At 60.5% G+C, this 21,400-nt stretch carries 22 protein-coding genes; 11 read left to right on the plus strand and 11 right to left on the minus strand.

What is annotated here, in order from left to right; translation table 11 throughout:
• Nucleotides 1-9 precede the first annotated feature (9 nt).
• Together CLR77_RS17550 and CLR77_RS17555 are read right to left on the minus strand one after the other, a co-directional pair.
• Nucleotides 10-762, minus strand: a complete 753-nt coding sequence (locus CLR77_RS17550) for a glutathione S-transferase family protein (RefSeq protein ID WP_097462013.1) — start codon at nucleotides 760-762, stop codon at nucleotides 10-12.
• 91 nt (nucleotides 763-853) lie between these two features.
• A complete protein-coding gene (locus CLR77_RS17555; RefSeq protein WP_227519990.1) occupies nucleotides 854-1,873 on the minus strand; it encodes an AraC family transcriptional regulator in 1,020 nt (339 codons plus the stop codon).
• 294 nt (nucleotides 1,874-2,167) lie between these two features.
• Between CLR77_RS17555 and CLR77_RS17560 the strand changes: the two genes are divergently transcribed.
• Nucleotides 2,168-2,818, plus strand: coding sequence for a sigma-70 family RNA polymerase sigma factor (locus CLR77_RS17560; protein ID WP_097462015.1), 651 nt, complete (start codon nucleotides 2,168-2,170; stop codon nucleotides 2,816-2,818).
• Complete coding sequence (locus CLR77_RS17565; protein WP_097462016.1) at nucleotides 2,815-3,444, plus strand: ChrR family anti-sigma-E factor; 630 nt, start codon at nucleotides 2,815-2,817, stop codon at nucleotides 3,442-3,444. Before CLR77_RS17560 ends, CLR77_RS17565 begins: the two co-directional genes overlap by 4 nt.
• Nucleotides 3,445-3,973: 529 nt before the next feature.
• On the opposite strand, the gene CLR77_RS17570 is transcribed toward CLR77_RS17565, so the two are convergent.
• The gene (locus tag CLR77_RS17570) at nucleotides 3,974-5,014 is read right to left on the minus strand and encodes a GGDEF domain-containing protein (RefSeq protein WP_097462017.1); all 1,041 of its coding nucleotides are present in this window, start codon (nucleotides 5,012-5,014) and stop codon (nucleotides 3,974-3,976) included.
• 180 nt (nucleotides 5,015-5,194) lie between these two features.
• Here CLR77_RS17570 and tcdA point away from each other — a divergent pair, with 180 nt between their 5' ends.
• The 3 genes from tcdA to CLR77_RS17585 are packed head-to-tail and all read left to right on the plus strand — an operon-like array spanning nucleotide 5,195 to nucleotide 8,821.
• Nucleotides 5,195-6,019 carry a tRNA cyclic N6-threonylcarbamoyladenosine(37) synthase TcdA gene (gene tcdA, locus CLR77_RS17575; RefSeq protein WP_097462018.1) on the plus strand — a complete coding sequence of 275 codons (825 nt, stop codon included), beginning with the start codon at nucleotides 5,195-5,197 and terminating at the stop codon, nucleotides 6,017-6,019.
• 25 nt (nucleotides 6,020-6,044) lie between these two features.
• Nucleotides 6,045-7,961: a cation:proton antiporter gene (locus tag CLR77_RS17580; RefSeq protein ID WP_097462019.1), complete on the plus strand. Its 1,917-nt coding sequence runs from the start codon at nucleotides 6,045-6,047 to the stop codon at nucleotides 7,959-7,961.
• 8 nt (nucleotides 7,962-7,969) lie between these two features.
• Entirely contained in the window at nucleotides 7,970-8,821 is an 852-nt protein-coding gene (locus CLR77_RS17585; RefSeq protein ID WP_097462020.1) for a fructosamine kinase family protein, read from the plus strand.
• 1 nt (nucleotide 8,822) lies between these two features.
• Here the strand turns inward: CLR77_RS17585 and CLR77_RS17590 are convergent, their stop codons facing one another.
• The 4 genes from CLR77_RS17590 to CLR77_RS17605 form a co-directional block, all read right to left on the minus strand.
• The gene (locus CLR77_RS17590; RefSeq protein WP_097462021.1) at nucleotides 8,823-9,773 is read right to left on the minus strand and encodes an NADP-dependent oxidoreductase; all 951 of its coding nucleotides are present in this window, start codon (nucleotides 9,771-9,773) and stop codon (nucleotides 8,823-8,825) included.
• Between the two features lie 101 nt (nucleotides 9,774-9,874).
• Nucleotides 9,875-10,597, minus strand: coding sequence for a tRNA-uridine aminocarboxypropyltransferase (locus CLR77_RS17595; RefSeq protein ID WP_158227231.1), 723 nt, complete (start codon nucleotides 10,595-10,597; stop codon nucleotides 9,875-9,877).
• Nucleotides 10,578-11,048 (minus strand): acyl-CoA thioesterase, encoded by a 471-nt coding sequence (locus CLR77_RS17600; RefSeq protein ID WP_097462023.1) that lies wholly within the window; start codon nucleotides 11,046-11,048, stop codon nucleotides 10,578-10,580. The genes CLR77_RS17595 and CLR77_RS17600 overlap by 20 nt, the downstream gene beginning before the upstream one ends.
• Before the next feature lie 134 nt (nucleotides 11,049-11,182).
• On the minus strand, nucleotides 11,183-12,193 hold the full coding sequence (locus CLR77_RS17605; protein ID WP_097462024.1) for an AlbA family DNA-binding domain-containing protein: 1,011 nt from the start codon (nucleotides 12,191-12,193) through the stop codon (nucleotides 11,183-11,185).
• A gap of 435 nt (nucleotides 12,194-12,628) precedes the next feature.
• Here CLR77_RS17605 and CLR77_RS17610 point away from each other — a divergent pair, with 435 nt between their 5' ends.
• From CLR77_RS17610 to CLR77_RS20155, 4 genes are all read left to right on the plus strand, one after another.
• Nucleotides 12,629-14,413 carry a GMC family oxidoreductase N-terminal domain-containing protein gene (locus CLR77_RS17610; RefSeq protein ID WP_097462025.1) on the plus strand — a complete coding sequence of 595 codons (1,785 nt, stop codon included), beginning with the start codon at nucleotides 12,629-12,631 and terminating at the stop codon, nucleotides 14,411-14,413.
• A 23-nt stretch (nucleotides 14,414-14,436) separates the two neighbouring features.
• A complete protein-coding gene (locus CLR77_RS17615) occupies nucleotides 14,437-14,901 on the plus strand; it encodes a hypothetical protein (protein ID WP_097462026.1) in 465 nt (154 codons plus the stop codon).
• A complete protein-coding gene (locus tag CLR77_RS17620; RefSeq protein ID WP_097462027.1) occupies nucleotides 14,898-15,896 on the plus strand; it encodes a hypothetical protein in 999 nt (332 codons plus the stop codon). The genes CLR77_RS17615 and CLR77_RS17620 overlap by 4 nt, the downstream gene beginning before the upstream one ends.
• 191 nt (nucleotides 15,897-16,087) lie before the next feature.
• Nucleotides 16,088-16,258 (plus strand): hypothetical protein, encoded by a 171-nt coding sequence (locus CLR77_RS20155; protein WP_158227232.1) that lies wholly within the window; start codon nucleotides 16,088-16,090, stop codon nucleotides 16,256-16,258.
• A 15-nt stretch (nucleotides 16,259-16,273) separates the two neighbouring features.
• On the opposite strand, the gene CLR77_RS17625 is transcribed toward CLR77_RS20155, so the two are convergent.
• From CLR77_RS17625 to CLR77_RS17635, 3 genes are all read right to left on the minus strand, one after another.
• Entirely contained in the window at nucleotides 16,274-16,828 is a 555-nt protein-coding gene (locus CLR77_RS17625) for a 3'-5' exonuclease family protein (RefSeq protein WP_198962814.1), read from the minus strand.
• Between the two features lie 98 nt (nucleotides 16,829-16,926).
• Nucleotides 16,927-17,754 carry an alpha/beta fold hydrolase gene (locus tag CLR77_RS17630; protein WP_097462028.1) on the minus strand — a complete coding sequence of 276 codons (828 nt, stop codon included), beginning with the start codon at nucleotides 17,752-17,754 and terminating at the stop codon, nucleotides 16,927-16,929.
• Nucleotides 17,755-17,771: 17 nt separating this feature from the next.
• The gene (locus tag CLR77_RS17635; protein WP_097462029.1) at nucleotides 17,772-18,449 is read right to left on the minus strand and encodes a DUF1722 domain-containing protein; all 678 of its coding nucleotides are present in this window, start codon (nucleotides 18,447-18,449) and stop codon (nucleotides 17,772-17,774) included.
• A gap of 256 nt (nucleotides 18,450-18,705) precedes the next feature.
• Here CLR77_RS17635 and CLR77_RS17640 point away from each other — a divergent pair, with 256 nt between their 5' ends.
• A complete protein-coding gene (locus CLR77_RS17640; RefSeq protein ID WP_158227233.1) occupies nucleotides 18,706-19,149 on the plus strand; it encodes a PilZ domain-containing protein in 444 nt (147 codons plus the stop codon).
• 412 nt (nucleotides 19,150-19,561) lie between these two features.
• The gene (locus tag CLR77_RS17645) at nucleotides 19,562-20,608 is read left to right on the plus strand and encodes an AraC family transcriptional regulator (protein WP_097462031.1); all 1,047 of its coding nucleotides are present in this window, start codon (nucleotides 19,562-19,564) and stop codon (nucleotides 20,606-20,608) included.
• A gap of 1 nt (nucleotide 20,609) precedes the next feature.
• Here CLR77_RS17645 and CLR77_RS17650 read toward each other — a convergent pair whose 3' ends face one another.
• On the minus strand, nucleotides 20,610-21,395 hold the full coding sequence (locus CLR77_RS17650) for a lysophospholipid acyltransferase family protein (RefSeq protein ID WP_097462032.1): 786 nt from the start codon (nucleotides 21,393-21,395) through the stop codon (nucleotides 20,610-20,612).
• Nucleotides 21,396-21,400: the final 5 nt, after the last annotated feature.

The raw sequence follows: 21,400 nt of genomic DNA on the forward strand, positions 1-21,400 counted from the left end.
CGAGTGACGCTAGCGGACGGAGTAGCCACTGACCATGATGTCATTGGCCTCCGCCTGACCGAAGAAGTCCGCAAACCAGACGTTGTCGATGCGTTCCGTCAGTGCGACGAGGTTGCCGCAGCGCCGGATGTAATCCTTCAGCGGACTTTCCAGCGGGGCATGCAGCACATTGCACAGCAAGCCATATAGCGTGGCATCGACCGTCGACGGCTGAGAGCCCATCAAATAGGGTTTGTCACCCAGAAACTCACTGACCGCGTGCATATCCTGATTGGCCAATTCGTAGATCTGGTGCGGCAGATGACGCCCCATACCCTGCCCCATCAGTTCCTCGCGCATGTGACGCTTGACGAGCATCCCAACCAGAGGCCGCAAAGCCAGCGGCATATGGCCAAACACGCCTCTCAGGGTCCGAGCCTGATTGCTGCCGACCCAGCGGTCATACACCAGGGCCCAGTAATAGTGCTCTTCCAACATAATGGAAAAAGCATGGGACTCGGCGCGTTCGAGCGAAGACAAACCCTGGTCGAGCCCCACCTCATAGCGGCTCGACAGGAATTCGATAATGTGACGGGAGTCGGAGACGGTTTCCCCGTCCGCTTCAACGTAGGGAACCTTACCCCGAGGCGTTCGCCGCAGGTCGGTGACCTCGCGCACCTGGTACTCGAGGCCGGTCATACGCAACCAGCACTCCAGTTTCAGGCAGAAGGGACTGGGATTCGGCAAACCCCAAATACGAGGAAACTGATACAGGAGAATCATGCGGAACTCCTTGTTCAGCAGGCCATATCAGGTTAACAGGTCACTGAAACCATCATTTCACAGCGACACGGGGATTGCCAGATAGAACGGGTCAATCTGCCGGCCCATTCTGGGCCCGGTAGGCGGAAGGAGAAAGGCCGGTCCATTTGCGGAAGGCACGGCCGAAATTGGAGGGGTCGGTATAGCCAAGAGCCTGCGCGATCTCGTCGACCGAACGCCGGCCCTGACGCAACATGCGCTGGGCTCTGGTCAGCCGGACCTCGGCCAGGAGATTCTGGAAACTGGTGTCATGCTGCTGTAGTTGCCGGCGCAACGTACGCGGCGTGGTGAACAGGCGCTGCGCGACGGTCTCCATGGTCGGCAACGTATCGCCGCTGTTCTCGAGCAAACGGCGCACCCGGATCAGGATGGACTCGCGCGCTCCCAGAGAGCGAAGCTCCTCTTCGCATTGCTGTTCGGCCAAACGCTTGGCGACCGGATTGGCCAACGCCATTGGTAAGGCCAGGTTATCCTTGCGGAAACGCAGCTGATTGACGCCGGTGTCGAACGTTAAGGCATCGTAGAAGTGGCGCCGGTATTCATCGCCATAGGCCGGCTCCGGATAACTTATCCGGCAACTGCCGCCATAAAGCAACTTGAGACCGAAAAGCAGGCTGTTCACATCCATCACACTGACAAACAGCGCTTCGATCAGGAAGGGCCGCAAGTCACCCAGCCCCACTCGCTCATCCAACTCGATCACCGCATCCTCGCCCTCGATAAAGAAGCGCAGATCAATGCTTGAAAAGCGGATCTTGTAATACTTGATCAGCAGTTGCAGTGCTTCCTCGATGTTCGCACTGCTAACGGCCGCCTGGGACAAGGCGCCGTGCGTGGTGAACTTGAGACGTTCGCCGAAATGCAGACCGAGCGCCGGATCGCCGGTCATGTCCAGGGCCGCCCGCACCAGACGCTCGAATTCGTCCAGCCTCAGGTGGTTATCCGGATCGCGCAACAATCGCGGCGGCAACCCGGCCGCATCGAGCAGAGCGTCTCCGCTACATCCTTTATCAACGGCCAGCTGGTACAGAATTTCGGCATAGTGCGCACGAATAAAAGTGTCGGTCGACACACTGACTCCAAGAATGAGGTGCATTGCAAGCGGCGGGCTCACGGACGCTGACCACAACTCGCTGTCCGAAAATGACCGATACGATGATCTTAACCCGAATTCACAAGCTCAACAATTGCCGGCCTGACAGTCGACACGGGACGGCGCAGCCACTGATGGCGAAGCTCCTCGTCATGAGCCGTCACAGGCTTCTCCCCAAGGCCGGGACACTAAAGTTACACCACTTGTTTGATCCGAGAGCAACGACAAAGCGTATAAGGAACAACCTTTGCGAACCCGGGTTGTGAACCAAACATGACTTCGACTACCCTGAAACAAACGCCCACCGCCCTGAAGGAGCGTCCCGTGGCCTCCGCCCGAGACACCAATGCACGCCAAGAAGGCTGTAAGGATCCCTGGAGCAAGTTATTGGAGCGGGTCGGACAGCAGCGAGATCGCGAAGCCTACCGGTCGCTTTACGAACACTTCGGCCCCCAGATCAAATACTATGCGCTGTCCAACGGCATGGCACACCATGCCGAAGAACTGGTGCAGGAAGTCATGATTTCCGTCTGGCGCAGAGCCTGCCTGTATGACTGGCGCAAGGCGGCTGCCTCCACATGGATCTTTACCATTGCGCGTAACCAGCGCATCGATATGCTGCGCAAGATGCAACGCTCCAGTGCCGAAATGGCGGTAGAGACCGAAGATTTATGGCAGATTCCGGGCGATAACGAAAACGAACCGGTTACTGCCCTGCACCGTATCCTGGCAGAACGCCGGGTACGTGAGTCGCTACGTTCCCTGCCAGAGGAACAGGTCACGGTCCTGGCCAAGGTCTATATGGAAAGTAAATCGCACCAGATGGTGGCCGACGAACTCCAGATCCCCCTTGGCACCGTCAAGAGCCGGGTACGTCTGGCATTGAACAAGCTCAAGGTTATCTTGCGGGATCAAGCCGTATGATTCAGCACCACCCCGACGAATCCCTTTTGCTGGAATACAGTGCCGGCAACCTCGACACGGCCCAGGCGCTGTGCCTGCGCCTGCACCTGGACGTCTGCTCCCGCTGCCGCTGTCAGGTCGACATGCTGGATAGCGTTGGCGCCATGCTGCTTCAGGAAGAGAAGAGCAGCGCACTCAGCAACGATCTCTTCGATCGCATCCTGACACGCATCGAAACGCTGCCGGAAGACGAGCCCAAACCCAAGGTGACAACCGATCCACTTCGAAAATTGGTGGGAGACCTGAATGCCCTGCCCTGGAAGCGGCAACTGGTCAACGTGAGCGTCTACGACCTGAGTGAACAATTCCCGGACCAACCTGGCCAGGTGGTCCTGCAGAAAATCTCTGCCGGTGGCAAGGCGCCCGTGCATACGCACCGCGGCACCGAGACGACAGTCGTGGTTCAGGGCGGTTTCACTGACAATCGCGGCGTCTTCGAAGCCGGTGACTTTGTCGTCCTCGGACAGCAGGATGTCCACAAACCGATAGCGCTACACGGCGAGGACTGCGTCACTCTCTCGATCCTCAGCGCACCCGTCAGACTGACCGGCCCTCTGGGACGATTGCTCAATCCCTTCATTCGCTGATCATGGCAGCCGCGGGCACCGCCGCCCGGAAAGCTGGCATCAGGCAAAAAAGAAGGTTCATCGCACTTTACCGGGAAAAGCGGCTTTGATTTCAAAGAGAAGTCGCTGCCCCGATCCCCCTTGTCATACCTGGAGGTTAACGCTTGCTCCATCGGTAGGGCGCAATAACCGAAGGGCATTGCGCCGCATGGCAGCAGGCAAACTCCGAGTTTAGCTTCCGGGTGTAGTATCGCCGTTGGTCAGTCATGGGGTGTTGTTACACCGAGTGGCGTCTCATTCGGCGCAATGCCCTTCGGTTATTGCGCCCTACGACTTTTCACGCTAATCCGCGACGATCCAAAAAAAAAGCCACGCAAAAGCGTGGCTGGACAAGCAAGGAGATTCGGAATCGAGTAACTCCAAACCTCGGATTAGTTCAGAGACACTAATCAACGTGGACTATTCTGGGGGAAAGGCGATAGAGCCTGAAGGTCAATTTCTGACATCAATCGGTCATTTTGGGACATCGATGCCCGACCAGCGCCCGCCTTCAGCGAATAATCTGCACCTTGTCAGAACCAGCTTCTGCCAGCGCCAGACAGTTACGCCCCGCCACTTGAGCCGTCGACAACGCCCGCTCCGCCGCATTCAGCAACACGCCTGCTGCGGGTGGCCGACCAGCAGGCAGGACGCCTCCCACACTAACGGAAACCCCCTGGGGGATCTGACCGCGCAGGGATTCGGATGCAATCCTGGACCGGATACGCTCCCCGATACGAGTCACCTGCTCGCGCTCGTCTGTCGCCAGCAGGCAGAGAAAGGTACTAGCGTCATAGCGCCCTATTGCGTCGACCGAGCGTAACGCGCTCATCAGCCGGTGGGCCACGACCTGCAGCGTCCCCGAGTCCAGCCCCTGCCCGTCATCGCGTACCGGGTCGGCCCGCACCAGCATGACGGAAAACGGAATCTCCTCCCGTTTTCCCATCTCCAGCATCCGATCGATCAGTCGCAGAATACCGCCGCGATTCCAAAGGCGGGTCTCGGGATCGATCAAATCCCCCCCTTCCTGCTGCTCTTCAATCAATGCCCATTGCGCCGGTGTCAGTTGGGGCAGCTCGATTTCCTGCTCAATCATCGCGCCCAGATCCTTGAGAAAGGCCAGATCCTCCACTGTGAAGTTTCGTGGCTCTCGATCCATGATGCAGAGCGCCCCGACCGCCTGTCCGTCCGGCGCCAGTACCGGGACGCCGGCATAAAAGCGGATCTTCGGATCGCCGGCCACCAGGGGATTGTCGGCAAAGCGAACGTCCTGGAGCGTATCCGGCACAATCAGCAAGCCCGGCTGGAGAATCACATGACCGCAGAACGAAAGGTCCCTTCCGGTCTCCACCAACGGCATTCCCTGGGCAGACTTGAACCACTGCCGACGGGCATCGATCAAGGTGAACGCCGCTATCGGTACGGAGAAGAAGCGCTGCGCCAGCCGGGTAATCCGATCGAAGCGTTCTTCTACAGGCGTATCCAGCAGCTTGGTGGCGCGCAGGCTGGCCAGGCGCAATTGTTCATTGATCGGGACAACGGGAGGTTGCATAGACAAATCCGACAGTTAAAAGCCCTAATGACTTATAGCCCCAAGTCTAGACCCAATTTTGAGAGTGCGTTATTCCGGTGCAGCGAGGGTCCTTGCAAAGAGAGCGTCTGTGGATGCTACGCATCCGCATTCGGACGAAAGTCCGCTACAATCGCGGGCAACGTTCGGAAGGGTATAGGCATGACACAGCAAGATCACCACTATCGTTTTGGCGGCATAGCCCGTCTCTATGGCGATGCCGTGCTGGAGGCCTTCGGCTCCGCCCATGTCGCGGTGGTGGGATTGGGCGGCGTCGGCTCCTGGGCGGCAGAGGCTCTGGCTCGCTCGGGTATCGGCCATATCACGCTGTTCGATCTCGACGAAGTCTGCGTCTCCAATACCAACCGCCAGTTACATGCCCTCGACGGCCAATATGGACGGGCAAAAGTGGAAGCCATGGCCGAACGCCTCAAGGCCATCAATCCATCATGCCAGGTCACGACCCGATTGCAGTTCGTCACCGCCGACAATGTCACCGAGACCCTGACACGGGAGTTCGATGCGGTCATCGACGCTATCGACAGTGTCAAATCCAAAACTGCCTTGCTCGCCCACTGTCGTCGCCAGAAAATTTCGGTGGTGTGCTGCGGTGGTGCCGGCGGCCAGTTGGACCCCACGCAGATTCGTGTGGCCGATCTCAACCGGACCACGCAGGATCCGCTGCTTTCCAAGGTCCGTCAGCGCCTGCGCCGCGAATACGGTTTCTCGCGCAACCCACAGCGCACCTACGGCATCGAGTGTGTCTATTCGACAGAGCAGTTGACCTACCCAACCGCAGGCGGCGGCGTCTGCCGGCAAAAACCCGATGCCGACGGCCCGGTTCGACTGGATTGTGCCACCGGTTTCGGGGCCAGTACGGCAGTGACAGCCTCCTTTGGACTCTTCGCCAGTGCTCGCGTCTTGGATCGGCTGGCGAGAAAGGCCACAATGGCCGCTACGGTCGAGGAGTCCGGCACGGCTCCCTGACGGAAAAACAACGACAGGGAAGGCCATGACAGAAAATACCGTGCTCATTCTCGCCAGTATCGGCGTTCTCTCACTGGCCTGCCAATGGGCGGCCTGGCGTCTGCGCATACCCGCCATCCTGCTGCTGCTCGGCAGCGGCATGCTGGTTGGGCCTTTGCTGGGCTGGCTGGACCCACAGGATCTGTTTGGCTCCCTGCTGTTTCCGCTGATTTCCCTGGCGGTGGCCGTTATCCTCTTCGAAGGCAGCCTGACCTTGCGGTTCGAGGATATCGGTGTTCACGGCAAGGTTGTCCGTAACCTGATTCCCCTGGGCGCCGTGGCGACCTCCATCGTCGGCACACTGGCTGCACACTGGGCGCTGTCCCTGTCCTGGGCGATTTCCCTGCTGTTCGGCGCCATCATTGTGGTTACCGGCCCTACCGTGGTCGGGCCTCTCCTGCGTTCTGTGCGACCGACATCGCGTCTCAGCAATATTCTCCGCTGGGAAGGCATTCTGATTGACCCGGTCGGGGCCCTGCTCGCGGTTCTGGTCTTTGAAGGTATCGTATCCTTAGGCCACGACAACGTACTTACGCATACCCTGGCCACCTTCGGGCTGACGCTGTTTTCCGGCCTCTGTATCGGCAGTATGAGCGGCTGGTTGCTGGGTCTGGCGCTGCGACGCCACCTGCTCCCTCATTACCTGCAAAACGCTGCCACCCTGACGTTCATGCTGGGCGTCTATGCCCTGTCCAACACCCTGTCCCATGAATCCGGCCTGCTGACGGTCACCATCATGGGCCTCTGGCTGGCCAATATGAAAAACGTGCCGGTGGACGATATCCTCGAATTCAAAGAGTCTCTCAGCGTCCTCCTGCTGTCCGCCCTGTTCATTATTCTGGCCGCCCGTATCCGCTTCCATGCCATCGCTGAACTGGGATGGGGTTTCCTCTGGGTCCTGCTGGCGATCCTGCTGATTGCCCGCCCCATCAGTGTCTGGCTGGCGGCGATCGGCTCCGACCTGGACTGGCGGGACAAGGCCTTCCTCAGTTGGGTCGCGCCACGAGGGATTGTCGCCGCCGCCGTTTCCACCCTGTTCACCTATCCCCTGCAGAAACTCGGGTACAGCGATGCACCGGCCCTGGTGCCACTGGTCTTCATGGTCATTATCGCCACCGTGACCCTGCAGAGCCTGACGGCACGCCCTATGGCGCGACTGCTGAAAGTTCTCCAGCCTGCCAACAACGGTTTTCTTATACTCGGCGCCAACCAGGTGGCACGCCAGGTGGCATCGGCCCTGGCGAAGCGGGAGATCAGCGTTACCCTGACGGATACCAACTGGGAAAACCTGCGCCTGGCCCGCATGGACAACCTGAACATCTATTTCGGTAACCCGGCATCCGAACACGCGAGCAACCACCTGGATCTGACCGGTATCGGGAATGTCCTGATTATCTCTCCCTACAAACAGCTCAACTCACTGGCCACCTATCATTTCCTCGACTGGTTCGGCAACGGCCATGTCTTCAGCCTGTCCGAAGGCGACCAGGAACAGAAAGCCCGGCATCAAACCGCTGAAAAAATCCAGCAGACCCGGGGACTGTTCGGGGAAGGTATCACCTATGCCAAGCTCGCCAGTATGGTCAGCCAGGGCTACACGGTGAAAAGCACCCAACTGACGGAAAGCTTCACCTACGAGGACTGGCTGCGCCAGCACAATAACAAGGCCATCCCGCTGTTTATCGTCGATGGCCGGAAGCGTGTTCTGCCGGTCATGGCCGGCAAACCACTCAAGCCGGAACAAGGGAAGGACCTGATCAGTCTGGTGCCGCCGGGCAACGGCAAGGAAAGGGAGAAGGAGCGCGGGCAGGAATCCCAGGCCGCACGGGAAAAAGCCGCCGCGGCGGAAGCCTATCATGCGCCTGCCGAAGCGGGCGGGAACCCAGCCACCAGCCAGAGTTGAGCCTCCTGATGCAAGCGCGCGTCCTGGCCCGACTGCTGCGGCAACTTGCACTACCCGACGCCGTGCAGCAAGAGGGCGTGGGCGGCGGCTGCATCAGCCAGGCCCAGCGCCTGACGCTCAGCGACGGGCGACAGGTTTTCCTCAAATACCATGCCCAGGCACCAGCAGGCTTTTTTGACGCGGAGGCTCAGGGGCTTGCCGCCCTGTCCCGTAACGGCGGACTACCGGTCCCCAGGGTCATTGCCGTTTGCGGACAGGCTATCGTCCTGGAATGGCTGGAACCCGGGAAGCCCAGCCAGGATTACTGGGAAACATTGGGGCACGGTCTTGCGGATGTACATCGCGAAACCGCTCCGTGTTTTGGCTTTACGACGGACACGTTCTGCGGACTCACACTCCAACGCAATCCCTGGACCGAGGATGGCCACGCTTTTTTCGCCCAGTTCCGCCTGCAGTCCCAAGCAGACCGGGCCAGACAGGCCGGCTATCTGGAGGCAGAGGATCTGCGGCGATTATTGAGGATTTGCGGCCAACTGCCACACTGGATTCCCAGGCAGCCGGCTTCGCTGGTTCATGGCGATCTCTGGTCCGGTAACGTTCACACTGGCCCAACCGGTGAGCCGGTGTTGATCGATCCCGCCGTTCATTACGGATGGGCCGAGGCGGACATGGCCATGACCCGCCTGTTCGGCGGATTTCCTGAACGGTTTTATCGCGCCTACGCCGAAGCCGGCACCCTGGATGCCCAGTGGGAGTCCAGGGTGCCGCTCTACAACCTCTATCACCTGCTCAACCACCTGAACCTGTTCGGACGCGGCTACCTGGGTGAGGTACAGACCATTCTGCGGCGCTTCGGCTAAATCAGTCCCGCGGGCTGATCACCAGCTTGCCGCGAACGTGGCCCTGCTCCAGCAGACGGTGTGCCTGCGGCATCTGCGCCAGCGGGAAGCGTTGCTGCACATGCACCTTGACGTCACCGGTGACGAGCAGGTCGAGAATCGCCTCCAGATGCTCGAGATCAGGATGCACCAGCATGCCGGTCGCTTCGAGATCGAGGGTTTCGGCGCTTTCGATGATCGCCCTGGCCGAGGCGGTCGGCACAGTAACCAGCATGCCATGCTCTCCCAGGGTGTGCAGGGAGCGGCGCCCCACTTCGCCGCCGACCAGGTCCAGCACGAAATCCAGGCCGTAACAGGCGTCGACGAAATCGTCATGGGTATAGTCGATCACTTCGTGGGCGCCGAGACCATCGACGAAGTCAAGATTATGGGTAGAAGCCGTCGCGATGACATGGGCATCGCGCAGGCGGGCGAACTGCACGGCGAAGTGGCCGACACCACCGGCGCCGGCATGGATCAGCACCTTGGCACCGGGCGCCACCCGCCCTACTTCGAAGAGGCATTGCCAAGCGGTCAACGCAGCCAGCGGCACCCCGCCCATGTCCACAAGGTCGACCGCCTCAGGAACGGCAATCAGCTCGTCGGCACGCACCAGGGCATGGGTGGCACAAGCGCCGCCACCCAGCGGAAATCCAATCATGCCCATGACCCGGTCGCCGGGTACGAAACGCGATTCGCCCAACCCTACGCTGACCACGACACCCGAAAGGTCGTAGCCAGGCACCCAAGGCAGGTGAGACGCCAGCTTTTCGGCGGCAAAACCGAGGCCGCGCCGGGTTTTCCAGTCGATCGGATTAAGACCCGCCCCGGCGACCTTGATCACGACTTCGCCGTGACCCGGCTCAGGTATGTCGCGCTCCTGTTCGACCAAGACATCCGCATCGCCAAACCGCTCTATGACAACCTGCTGCATAACCGCCTCCCGGGCAGAGCCGCCCCTGGGTGATTAGGAAACCCTGAACACACCGATGCACAATGCTGCGCTTGCAGAGTGATGCATCGTTCAATGGCTCCTTAGCCTCGCTGCCCACGATAATCTCGCAAGCAACGCATGTCCTCGTCGTCCTCAAGGATACTCCGGCTGTGACGCCCTGCCACATAATGCCGGGAAAATACCCGAAAATAGCGGGTCAGCAGCAGGCTTTCCTGGGCAAACCCCGCCAGTTGCAGGAGCGCAGCCGCCACTTCCGCCGTACACAGCTGCCCCTCGTGTGAGGCCTTTCGCAGCCCATACTCAGAGCCCTGTTCCGGCGTCAACGACAACACCGGCAGCGGGTCCAGGTAACGGGTGAGACGGAACATTTTTCCTGCCTGCTGCCAAGTGCCATCGAGCAGGATAAAAACAGGGCGTTTACCCGGCTCAGGACGGAAAGGCTGACACCGATGCTGATACGGCTCCCCCTTTGCCGGGAAGACGATATAAGGTTGAATCGACGTTTGTGTCAGTGCCGCCTCAAAAGCGGGATCGGCCTCGCGCCGCTGCCAGCGGAAGCGACGGGTGCCCGGCAGGCACTCTTCGATCAACCGCCCGGTATTGGTTGGCTTGTAGACCTCGTCCGGATGCATCATCAACCAGAAGTCGACAGCTGCATTCAGGCGCGGCCGAAAGGTGCAGATACAGTTTCGATCAGGCAGGCGACAGTCGCCGCAGCGAACGACATTGGCGCCCCTCGCTCGAAACGGCCGGCGCGGAGGCTCGCCCTGCACCGACGGTGCATCAGGCAAGGGCACTATCATCGGCCACCTGCGCAGAGCGGATAAGCTCAGCCATTTCAGCGGGGATACGTGCCGGCCGCTGGCTGACCAGATCGACACAAACATGGCGGGACAGGGCCCGAACCAGCGTGCGCCCATCTGCCGGTCTGATCAATTGAAAGCGCCGGGCCGAGCGCAAACGACCATCAAAACCCACCAGCCAGGTTCCCAGAAGCAGCTTCTCGCCCCGGTTGGCCGGGGCCAGGTAATCGATCTCCGTGCGCGTGATCGCCATGGCACGCCCAAACGCTTCCTGCCGCGCCCAGGTCATGCCGAGAGATTCGATATGGGCCCAGCTGATATCCTCGAGCCAGCGCACATAAACGACATTGTTGGTATGCCCCAACCGATCCAGATCCTCATCCCCCACCGTGATCGGCATAATGAAAGGATCCGGCAAATCCCATTCAAGCGTTTCCAGGGGTACGTCCATCAGTGTCTCCCAATACGATAACGACCTGCGAATCAGCCATGACAGCCATCGCACAGGCAACCGAGTACAGGATACCGCGCTAAGGCATGACATCGGACGCCATTCTACGCAGACACCGCGATCCTGGGTATGCGTCAAGAGTCGTCTTGTGATGAACGCTGGGCCCGGCGGGTGGACGCCTGTACCGCATCGACCGCCTCCATTGCCTGTCGCACCCAGGCACGCAGGGTGGCCTCGTCGATATCCGGATACATACGCGCCACGACATCCAGGAAATCAGCGACCAGGGCTGGATTATCCCGTTCCCGAATCAACGCAGCCATTTCGGTTACCTGTTCCTGGGCGCGGCGGCGCAACGGATCCTCGACAGAGAAGCGGGTCAGCAGGGCGTCGATCTTGAGATTGAGGTCGCCGACCCGGAGTGCCAGATCCTTGTATTTCCGGTCCACGCTGCGCTTGATTCGCCGGAGTTTGTCATTCAAGTCGTGGTCATGTTGCTGGGACGCTGAGGTTTCTGCCCGCATGGCCATCGACCGGCCGTAGAGTTCGTTGAGGATGAACATGGTATCCCGGTCCAGGCGATGCATGTCGTCCAGCATCTGATCGACGCCATGGCGCAATTCCGAATCCATGGTGGTGACCTGGGATTCCAGTTTGCTGACGGCATGCTTGAAACGGATCAGGAACTGCTCGCTCTCCCGCTCCATGAAGAGGTGCAGCATTTCATCCGGCTGCAAGGCACGATTGCGGCCATCGCTGCGGATGCAATAGTCGCCGGACTGACTGCAATGGGGCTTGTTCGGGCTGCTCGGGACCTCGATCCGCAACACAGGGTGGCCGGCCAGGTTCTCCGTCACGATCTGGATGGTAATGGGAGGGATGCAGCTCAGGGCCTTGTTCTGGATCTGCAGGCGAGCACTGTCGCTGACATCGCAACCGATGATATGGCCACGCTGGACACCGTCTGCCCGAGCGCCGTCCTCGACGCCCACCAGCACCGTTCCACCCGTCAACGAATTGGCGAAGGCTATCAGGATCTTCTGCTTAACCGCACCGAGATTACGCTTGAACTCAACTTCCTGGCCCTCGGGCTGGCTGAGCAGAAGACGCGTGCGGCGGCTCAAACGCTGGTATTCACGTCGCATGATCCGATCCTGGGAAAGGTGTCAAAAACCTTTACAGCATCACCCGACAGTACTCCCCAGCACCAACGACTCACAGATCTAACCAGCTGATTATAAAGTCTCTACAAAAATCATGGACCCATAATTGCTAGCATGCAAAGCATCTCCGTGAGCGGCCATCTCTGACGTACCGGCGGGCTCTACGACCATGAAAGCACAGTTTGCCTCACCCTCGCAAAGGGCGCGCAAACTGTCACCGCCACGGAATCCGTTCCTGGACCTCGCATTGCGAATGTGGGATTCAGCACAGCGGTGGCCCTGACCTCCAGCGGGGTCGCCGTCCTTTTCCCGCCATTCTTTTGCCCATATGCCCGACTTTTCCAGGCGCTGCCGCCAATTCCCCAAACGCCAACCCGTCTAAGCTGAGAGTCCGTTCATTGTTGTGGACAGAACCCCATGCCGCTCGATCCTGACAAGCGACTGGAATACTGGCTTGGTCAATGCCTGGAACAGGGTAGTCGCCTGCGTTTCGGCGCCCCATTGTCCGCGCTGGACGAGGCCCAACGGGAGCGCTGGCTGGACTCCCTGGCAGCCCATCCTGTTTCCGGTGCACTGTTACAGGCCCTAAGCGCTCCCGCACGCCTGCGCTGGCTTGCCGAGCCACGGATACTGGCACGCACGGGCCAGCGACCGGACCCCGCGGCGCCCGCTCAACCGGAGCAACCACGCTGGCGGCAGCAGATCGCCACCCCGCAGGATTTCCCTGAGAACGAAACGCTGGAAGCCGATGTCGTCGTCGTCGGCACGGGTGCGGGAGGCGCTGCTGCGGCCTGGGAACTGGCGTCCCACGGACTCGCGGTTCTCATGATCGAGGAAGGCGACTATCCGGACCGGGAAGCCCTGGCGGAAGACCTGCCCACCCTCGTCGAGAGACTCTACCGACATCGGGGATTGACCGGCACTGTCGGGAACACCCTGATTCCGGTGCCGCTCGGACGATGCGTCGGCGGCACGACCACCATCAACTCAGGCACCTGTGTGCGGCCGCCAGCGGCCATTCTCGAACAGTGGCATGGAGCAGGACTGCACTTGTTTGGCAATAACCGACTCGCACCACACCTGGAAATGGTCGAATCGGTTCTTTCGGTGCAGCCTGCCGAGCGCCGCCACGTCGGGCCCGTTGCCGATATCATCGAACAGGGGGCCAAAGCGCTGGGATTCCAACAGGCGCATTGCCTGCCCCGCAATGCAGTGGGCTGTGACGGACAGGGGCGTTGTCAGTTCGGCTGTCCCACCGAGGCCAAGCAGTCGACGCAGGTCAGTTTCGTGCCTCAGGCACTGCAAAAAGGAGCCTTCCTGGTCAGCGGCTACCGTGTGCAGCGACTCCAGCGGCAGGGCGCCCAGATACAGGGGCTTGAGGCCGTCGCCGCCGATGGCGTCAAACGCCTGCAGGTCAGAGCACGGGCCGTCGTGGTGAGTATGGGCAGTCTGCTGACCCCCGCTTTTTTGCAAAAGGAAGGGGTACGCAATGCCTGGCTAGGCGCCAATCTTTCGCTGCATCCGGCCGGTGCGGTCACCGCCTGGTTCCCAGGCATGGACTTCCGGAACTCCCATACGATCCCGCAGGGTTTCGGCGTCTCCGATCTCGCCGACGAGGGGATACTGTTCGAAGGCGCCACCTTACCGCTACCGGTTCATGGCCTGCTGTCGCCCTATCAGGGCCAGCGTTTTGCGGAGCAGATGCAGCGCTATCAGGAAACGGCCTTTTTCGGTTTCATGATTCGCGACGATAGCCGGGGCCGGGTGCGCCACGTCCCGGGACTGCCGTTCCCCTGGGTCAGCTATCGTATGAACCAGGCCGACTTCGAGCGGTTCAAGCATGCAACAGCCCTGCTGACGGCGATGTACTTCGCCGCCGGTGCGCGCAGCGTCAATCTCCCTGGCCTTAGGTTCCGCCAGGAACTGCGATCGCTGGAAGAGGCCCAACAAGCCATCGGCGCCGCACGACACCCCCGCGACTTTCTCGTTTCCGCCTATCACCCCCTGGGCACCTGCCGCCTGGCGCCCCACGCGGCACAGGGTGTCTGTGACCCGACCCACCGGGTCTTCGGCTACCATAATCTGTATGTGATGGACGGCAGCAACCTGCCATCGGCTCCCGGCGTCAACCCCCAGGTCACCATCATGGCGCTGGCCCTGCGCGGTGCCGCCCTACTGGCACAGCGACTGACGAACGGATGAATCCGAATTCTGGAGGTCCCTTGATGACACGACCGCGCTTTCTCCCCCATCCCCTGCTGGCGCTGAACGAGCGTCTCGAAGGATGGATTCAGTGGCAGGGCTCCAGGCAGTTCTTTGCTGTGGATCTGGATGCCTGTGCGACGGACACCTGGTTCCTGGATCGCCCTATGCCGCTGTCCGGCTACGCCCGAATTGGTGAGGACAGCGAGTCCTGGCCGGTCGACGGAGACCTGACACTGCATATCGACGGTCCCGAATACCGGCTCAGGGTTCATCACGAGAGTGGCATCCTTGAATGCCATGGGCGCAAAACCTATCGGCTGGGCGCCCTTCGCTACACGCTGACGACCTGCCCGCTGAGTGTCGACCGGGACGGACAACGGGTTGGCGGCGCCGAGCTGGCATGGCGGGCCCCACTCTGGCGCTTTCCATTGGACTGCCTATCGCTGCGCTGGCGCTCCGACACCAAGAACGAGACAACCTCATGAACCGATCTCAACGCTGGTGGGGGTGCCGTTACGATGACACCCAGAGCCAGGGCCACTATGAAAGTTTCTTCCTGCGGGCAAACGATCCTCTAGCCGCACGCGCTGTCTGGCTCCGGTACACCCTATTTCGCCCCAGGGGTGTTGGCCAGACGACGATCGCCGAACTCTGGGCCATGGTTTTCCTGCCAGGGAAGCCGGTGATCGCCCTAAGGGAATCCTGGCCGCTGAGCGACTGTCGCTTCTCGCCGGCTACCGTGGATGTGGGGCTGCCCCAGGCCGCGCTGACCGATCACTCGGCGGCGGGCCGTCTCGGCTCCCTCGCCTGGGACCTGTCCTGGCAACCGCGCGACGACAGCCTTCTGCTCCTGCCGGAGCACTTCTACGGCGGAAGTTTTCCAAAAGCGAAGAGCCTGGTCCTGCAACCGGGCATCCGCGTCGACGGGACTCTCAGTCTGGACGGCGACAGCCTGACACTTGCCCAGTGGCCCGGTAGCCTCAACCACAACTGGGGCAGCCGGCATACGGACGCCTACGCCTGGGGCCAAATTGCAGCCTTCGACAACGATCCACAGGCGTTTCTGGAATGTGCCACGGCCAGAGTTGCCATCGGTCCCTTCCTCAGCCCGGCCATGACCCTGATGGTCCTTCGCTCCGGAACACGCGCCTGGACCTTCAATAGCCTCAGCACCGCTTTTCGCGCCAAGGCCCGCTATCAACCCTTCACCTGGGAGTGGGAGACCGGCGATCGCCAGACGCGCATTCACGCGCGCTTTACCGGCCAAGAGGCGGATTTTGCCGCCTTGCGTTATGGCAATCCGCCCGGCGGCGACAAGTTCTGCCTGAACAGCAAGGTGGCGCGTTGCGAGGTGGACATTCGGGAGCGGGGACAACCCACGCGGCGCCTGTTGAGCGAGCACGGCGGCGCTTTTGAGATTCTGACAGACCGATTGCCGCACGGCATGACACCGGCCAACTCGCCGGTGAACCCGCGCTAACAATTCTTTACATGCCCGGAAACCACTTTTGCGTCAAGGCATTGTCTAACTTGCAGCCATAGAGCCAGATCAAGAAACGAGGTAATAGCCCGGCACTGGCCTTGCGCCTGTCCGTGTCCTCGCTTAAGCTTCCGTTCGTTTTTTGATCACTTCGTTCATTTTCCGATCAGGTGAGTACGGATCCCATGTTGATGGCAGTATCTCCGATGTTTACCGTGGCCGCGCTTATCGTGCTGGCGGGCATATGCCTGAGCGCCAAGACCTATTTCGACTATCGCCTGGAACGGCTGCACGCCAGCCGGGCCGCACTGGAAGAGGCGATGGGCGACGAGCCTTACACGATTGAGATCATCGAAGCCTGAGCGCTGAGACCGCGTTTAACGGAATTGCAGCGCCTGGGAGCCAGCCGCAACGGTATCGCGCTCCCACATCAGCGTCTTGAGAAAGGTTTGCTGAATCAGCCAGGCATCGGCACTGGCCCGGTGACGGCGAAGTTGCAGTTCGGACTGCACTTCCTCGCGGGCACGCAGCCAATTACGCAGTTGGCTTTCCGACATCAGCACCTGCAGGGCTTCCAGGCGAAAGCTGGGTTGCACGTCGGCGCTGTCGTAAAGACGCCCAATCCAGGAAAGATCCTGCCCCCAGGCATCCGAATAAACCACCTGCCCCCGCAGGATCTTATTCAGCCAAGCAGCAACATCGGCCGCTGAACGACCGTGCTTTTCGAGGGTTGTCCGGTCAATCTGATGCAAACCGGCCGCCTCCTCGTCCCAGTGCGTCCAATCCGGCTCCGGGCGCACCAGCGCGCAACCCCGCTCGCCATTCGGCAGCACGTAACCGACTTCCACCGGATAGCTGCCTTGACCGAATCCTGACGCTTCGATATCCAGGACGGGGGGAATATCGATAGAGCGGGCCTGTTCCGCGCGCATGGGCTTATCCTATTGCCTTGAGCCCGCATCTCCGACGCTGATGATGGTCGCTGGACTCCGGCATTGTTGGCGGGCACGTTTTTTATTGGGCCGAAGTGTTACTCATTATAGCCACCCTCCGCCGGATCGCCTGTCGCGGGCGCCGCCTTTTTCTCATCCGCCAGCAGGAAACGTTCGCACAGCGCAGCGAACACCTCCGGCTTTTCCGCATGCAGCCAATGCCCGGTGCCCGGAATGATCCGGACTTCCGCCCGCGGAAACAACCGCGCCACCTGATCCCGGTAACGCGCCTGGATATAATTCGAATTCCCCCCCTTGATGAACAGTACCGGCCCCTCGAAAGGACCGCTAGCCTGCTGACCGGCTGTCACCTGCTGGTAACAGCGCCGGATCACCGGCAGGTTCATGCGCCAGGCAAAACCACCCCCCTCACGGCGCACAAGATTCTTGAGCAGAAACTGCCGGACCGCGACTTCAGGCACATAGTCAGCCAGGATCCGGTCCCCTTCGGTACGGGAGTGCAGACTGGCTGGGTCCACCGCCGCCAGGCCCGCCAGGATTTCGTCATGATGCGGCGGATAGGACACTGGTGCTATATCGGCCACAATCAGCTTGTCGACACGATCAGGCGCGCTCAGCGCTACCTGCATCGCGGTTTTGCCGCCCATGGAGTGTCCTAGCAACGATACGCGTTCCAGGCCGTGACGCGACATATAGGCCAGCACATCGTTCGCCATATCCGGATATGACATGGAACTGGCGTGCGGAGAACGCCCGTGATTACGCAGGTCGAGCGCATGGATCTGAAAATGGGAGGACAGGCGGTGGGCGACACCGTTGAGGTTATCGAGCGACCCGAACAAGCCATGCAGCAGGATCAATGGTGGCCCGTCACCGCTCACCCGATGATACAACTCCAAAGTCATCGACAGGAAATCTCCAGTTATACCCAGACCATCAGCTCACCCAACGCGGTGGAGTTCAGCAGATAGCTGACATTGTGCGCGGCCGCGAGCCGCTGAATTTCGGACAACAGTTCACGCAGGCTGTCGATTTGCGGGTTGACCGAGGAAAAATTCGAGACGTAACCCCACATGTGCTGCACCGCATTGCGCACGGCACCCGGCGTCGGTGCCACGTGGGAAACGTTGACCATCTCCTGCCAGAGCCTGTCATAAGGGATCGCCCGGGCCGCGATACGCTGCCCGAACCGCAGGTAGGCCTGATGATTGCGGGCCAGCACCGTGTATTTATAGCTGGCCCAGAGTTCGTGATCGTTACGCGGCAGCCGGATACGTCCTGGCCGGCCATTGCGCGCCCGCTCGCCAACACGAGCCACCTGCTCCTCGAGCGGAGTCGCCCCCTGTGTCGGCCAGATGACCGACTCGGCAGTCAGCGCCAGGGGTTCGGGGGTCGCCTGTCCGCGCAGTCGCATTTCCATGATCAGTTGGTTAAGACGCAGAACCAGGGCATCCTCATGCCCTTGCCAGCATTCCGGCAGGCGCTGCCGGCCATCGCCCCCGGTGCTGGACAGCCCCATCAACAGGCGCATCTGCGCGGATAACCAGTCATCGTCGAGAAAGCCGGGATCCAGATCGAAAATTTCAGTCGCGCGCGACAACGATAGACTCCTGTATTAAACCTCGGGCGCGACCGGAATCCTGTTCGCCGGAACGCCTCCAGCTCACCGGTAGCTGTTAAGACCCTATGCGGCGAGACAGCCTATCCTACCGAACATTACGGCACCGTGAACATGATCCCAGCAATTTTATCCCTGCCCGGGCGCTGTATGGTCCCGGCGTCTGCTGTTTTTGTCTCACGGCATTTTGGGCTACGCTTCAGTAACTTTTCGTCATAGCTAATCGGAACGAATGGATATGCACAGTGCCCAGAACGCACAGGCGCATGAGCGCCGACGCTTCAGACGCTTTCCGGCCGCCGAACTCAGCGTCCAGGTCAAGACGCGCCGCGGCCTTTTCGGCAAATGGGAAACCGTCAATCCGGAGGACTTTACCCGCACGGGTCTGGCGTTCGAATCCACCGGCATGGAACTGGAGAAAGGCGATGTGGTGGAAGTACGGGCAACGCTATTGCTGGATATGGGAGACCTGAAAGTCGACCGCCTCGTTGCCGTTGTGCGCAACCTACATCGTCACGGCATCGCCCGGCGTTATGGACTCGAATTCGATTACAGCGCATCGCGCCATATGAAGGCCTTAACAACCCAGGCTCAACTGGGACGTATCGAAGGCATTCTGGATCGCAGCGAGAAACTGCGTCGCCGCCTGCATGTCCAGCAGGACGAACAGGAAGCGCGCTAGGTCCGCGAAAGAAGGGAATACCTGCCGCCGGAAGTTTATCGCCCCCGACGGCAGTCAGGATTCAGCCGAAGTAGATAGCGCTCAAGTACTCAGCCAGAGCCTGGCAGTTTTGACGTTCCATTTCGCACTGGGGCACAAAAATTTCCATATCCATGACAAACCTCACTTAAGACCTATGGTCGATGACAGGGTCACTGCATCCATTCCGCTCAGACTGACACCGTCGGATGACAGTTCGGCGGCAGTGCAATGACAGAGCAACGCCGGCCACAACAGTGGACGGTGAGGGCAACGTTCGGTACCTGCTGCACCGTATTGACAGGATAGGCTTCGGCTGGCGAACCCGCTTGACTCGCTGTCCCAACTGTTTGACATTGTGTAACAACCCGAGACTGCAAAAAGGTGGCTGTCGATGACCCGGTCCACACCGGAAAGCCTTGTTGTTCCTTGCGTCAGCGCTTCGGGCACCCTGACCCTGGCCAACCGTCTGTTAAACCATTACGGCGCCCGCCAGGCCGATATCGAAGCGGTACTCGGAACGACGCTCACCGCTCTTCAGGACCCTGACTGTCGCCTGCCGGCGGAGCGGCACTATGCGCTGTGGCATTTCGCGCTGACGGCCAGTGATGATCCCGCGCTGGGCCTGCACCTGGGACAAATCGTCGAACCCGACCGCATGGGTCTCGTCGGCCATATCCTGTTCAACAGCGATACGCTGGGCCATGCATTGCGCGAGTATACCCGCCTGCACAGACTGGTTAACGAGGCCGTGGATATCCGCCTGGAAACCGTTGGGGAAAGCGCGGTTCTCACTTGGGGCTGCGACCTGGAGGACGATTACTGCATCGCAGACATGGAGCGCACAGTCTCCTCAGCCGTCGCCAGGGCCAGGCACTTCATCCACCCCCGGCTGCACATCGAAAGCCTCGCCTTTGCCCACCCTGAACCGGCCTACCGTGAGGAGTACGATAAAATCTTCGCATGTCCCCTCACCTTCGGTGCCGAGGAAACACGACTCACCTTCGCCAGCCGCTATCTTGATTGGCGCCTCCCCCAGCGCAACCCTTACCTGTACCGGGCCTTGTTGGATCAGGTCAATGGCCTGCTCGCTCGCCTCCAGTCACGTAAGGCATTCAGCCGCCGGGTACGACGCCTGATTGCACGCCAGCTTAGCAGCGAGCAGCTGGACGCGGACCATATCGCACGCCAGCTGCATATGAGCCGGCAGACGCTCTACCGCAAACTGAAACAGGAGGGGGAGGGTTTTCAGGGCTTGGTCGAATCGGTTCGACAGCAACGGGCACTGCGACATGTATCCGAGGACCGCTACGCCCTCAGTGAAATCGCCTTTCTGCTCGGTTTTTCCGAGCTCAGCGCCTTCAGCCGGGCATTCAAGCGATGGACCGGCGAATCGCCCGGGCAGTACCGGGAACGACACCGACAAAACAGTGCCAGCTGACTCAGTCGCCCTCAGCGGCCAGAATCAGCCGATTCACCATCATCTGCAGGCGCGCCCGCAAGCGTCGAGCCTCGCCGTCGATGCGCTCCCCGGCGTCAGCCGCCTCAAGATCTTCCTGACCGACAGCCAGCTCGCACAGTTCGAAAGATAGCCACAGCCGTTTCACCCTCGGTTGCAGCAACCAGGGAATGCTGAGGGTTCTGGAACGTTGCAGGGCAGAAAACAGGTGGCCAGGCATCCAGCGGAACAATCCCAGTAACGCGGGATCGACCGGCAGGGGCCGCCCGAGCTGCCCGGCACCGTGATGCGCCACCAGCAACACCGGCACCCCTGCGCGAACCGCCACCTCGACAAATCGCGGACTCAGGAACGGCTGGACATCGACACCATTACCGACGTTGCACAACTCGCCCTCCGGCATGATGCAGCAGTCTGTAAAGCTCCCATCGGCCAGTAATTCAACCGCCTTGTCGACCGACACGGCAGCACCCACCTGGGTCAGCCACTGTATCAGGCGCCGGTACACCGGTATCTTATAAAAGCCCCGCCAGGTGATGCCAAAGGGACGTCGTTCCTCACCGCCAGCCTGCAACGCCTGATCGGCGACAGCCAGCAGAACCGGTACCGGTCCCAGCATCGGGCCATGATTGAGGATGATCAACAGTTGCGGGTGCTGACGAAATACCTGCTGAAGCGGAGGTTGCTCGTCGACCACGGTCACGTCCCGAACCAGCCAGGGCCGGAGCCGGTCGATCCAGACGCGATAGTCACTCAAACTACGGGGCATGAAAT

The sequence above is a fragment of the Mangrovitalea sediminis genome, assembly GCF_002514725.1.
GTDB lineage: Bacteria > Pseudomonadota > Gammaproteobacteria > Pseudomonadales > Oleiphilaceae > Mangrovitalea > Mangrovitalea sediminis.

Excerpts from the sequence above, each read along its gene's own strand:
- CLR77_RS17615 (WP_097462026.1), top strand. The coding sequence starts at position 14,437 with ATGACACGACCGCGCTTTCTCCCCCATCCCCTGCTGGCGCTGAACGAG.
- tcdA (WP_097462018.1), top strand. The coding sequence starts at position 5,195 with ATGACACAGCAAGATCACCACTATCGTTTTGGCGGCATAGCCCGTCTC.
- CLR77_RS17550 (WP_097462013.1), bottom strand. The coding sequence starts at position 762 with ATGATTCTCCTGTATCAGTTTCCTCGTATTTGGGGTTTGCCGAATCCC.
- CLR77_RS17620 (WP_097462027.1), top strand. The coding sequence starts at position 14,898 with ATGAACCGATCTCAACGCTGGTGGGGGTGCCGTTACGATGACACCCAG.
- CLR77_RS17565 (WP_097462016.1), top strand. The coding sequence starts at position 2,815 with ATGATTCAGCACCACCCCGACGAATCCCTTTTGCTGGAATACAGTGCC.
- CLR77_RS17595 (WP_158227231.1), bottom strand. The coding sequence starts at position 10,597 with ATGATAGTGCCCTTGCCTGATGCACCGTCGGTGCAGGGCGAGCCTCCG.
- CLR77_RS17605 (WP_097462024.1), bottom strand. The coding sequence starts at position 12,193 with ATGCGACGTGAATACCAGCGTTTGAGCCGCCGCACGCGTCTTCTGCTC.
- CLR77_RS17590 (WP_097462021.1), bottom strand. The coding sequence starts at position 9,773 with ATGCAGCAGGTTGTCATAGAGCGGTTTGGCGATGCGGATGTCTTGGTC.
- CLR77_RS17585 (WP_097462020.1), top strand. The coding sequence starts at position 7,970 with ATGCAAGCGCGCGTCCTGGCCCGACTGCTGCGGCAACTTGCACTACCC.
- CLR77_RS17580 (WP_097462019.1), top strand. The coding sequence starts at position 6,045 with ATGACAGAAAATACCGTGCTCATTCTCGCCAGTATCGGCGTTCTCTCA.
- CLR77_RS17610 (WP_097462025.1), top strand. The coding sequence starts at position 12,629 with ATGCCGCTCGATCCTGACAAGCGACTGGAATACTGGCTTGGTCAATGC.
- CLR77_RS20155 (WP_158227232.1), top strand. The coding sequence starts at position 16,088 with ATGGCAGTATCTCCGATGTTTACCGTGGCCGCGCTTATCGTGCTGGCG.
- CLR77_RS17645 (WP_097462031.1), top strand. The coding sequence starts at position 19,562 with ATGACCCGGTCCACACCGGAAAGCCTTGTTGTTCCTTGCGTCAGCGCT.
- CLR77_RS17625 (WP_198962814.1), bottom strand. The coding sequence starts at position 16,828 with ATGCGCGCGGAACAGGCCCGCTCTATCGATATTCCCCCCGTCCTGGAT.
- CLR77_RS17600 (WP_097462023.1), bottom strand. The coding sequence starts at position 11,048 with ATGGACGTACCCCTGGAAACGCTTGAATGGGATTTGCCGGATCCTTTC.
- CLR77_RS17640 (WP_158227233.1), top strand. The coding sequence starts at position 18,706 with ATGCACAGTGCCCAGAACGCACAGGCGCATGAGCGCCGACGCTTCAGA.
- CLR77_RS17630 (WP_097462028.1), bottom strand. The coding sequence starts at position 17,754 with ATGACTTTGGAGTTGTATCATCGGGTGAGCGGTGACGGGCCACCATTG.
- CLR77_RS17650 (WP_097462032.1), bottom strand. The coding sequence starts at position 21,395 with ATGCCCCGTAGTTTGAGTGACTATCGCGTCTGGATCGACCGGCTCCGG.
- CLR77_RS17560 (WP_097462015.1), top strand. The coding sequence starts at position 2,168 with ATGACTTCGACTACCCTGAAACAAACGCCCACCGCCCTGAAGGAGCGT.
- CLR77_RS17570 (WP_097462017.1), bottom strand. The coding sequence starts at position 5,014 with ATGCAACCTCCCGTTGTCCCGATCAATGAACAATTGCGCCTGGCCAGC.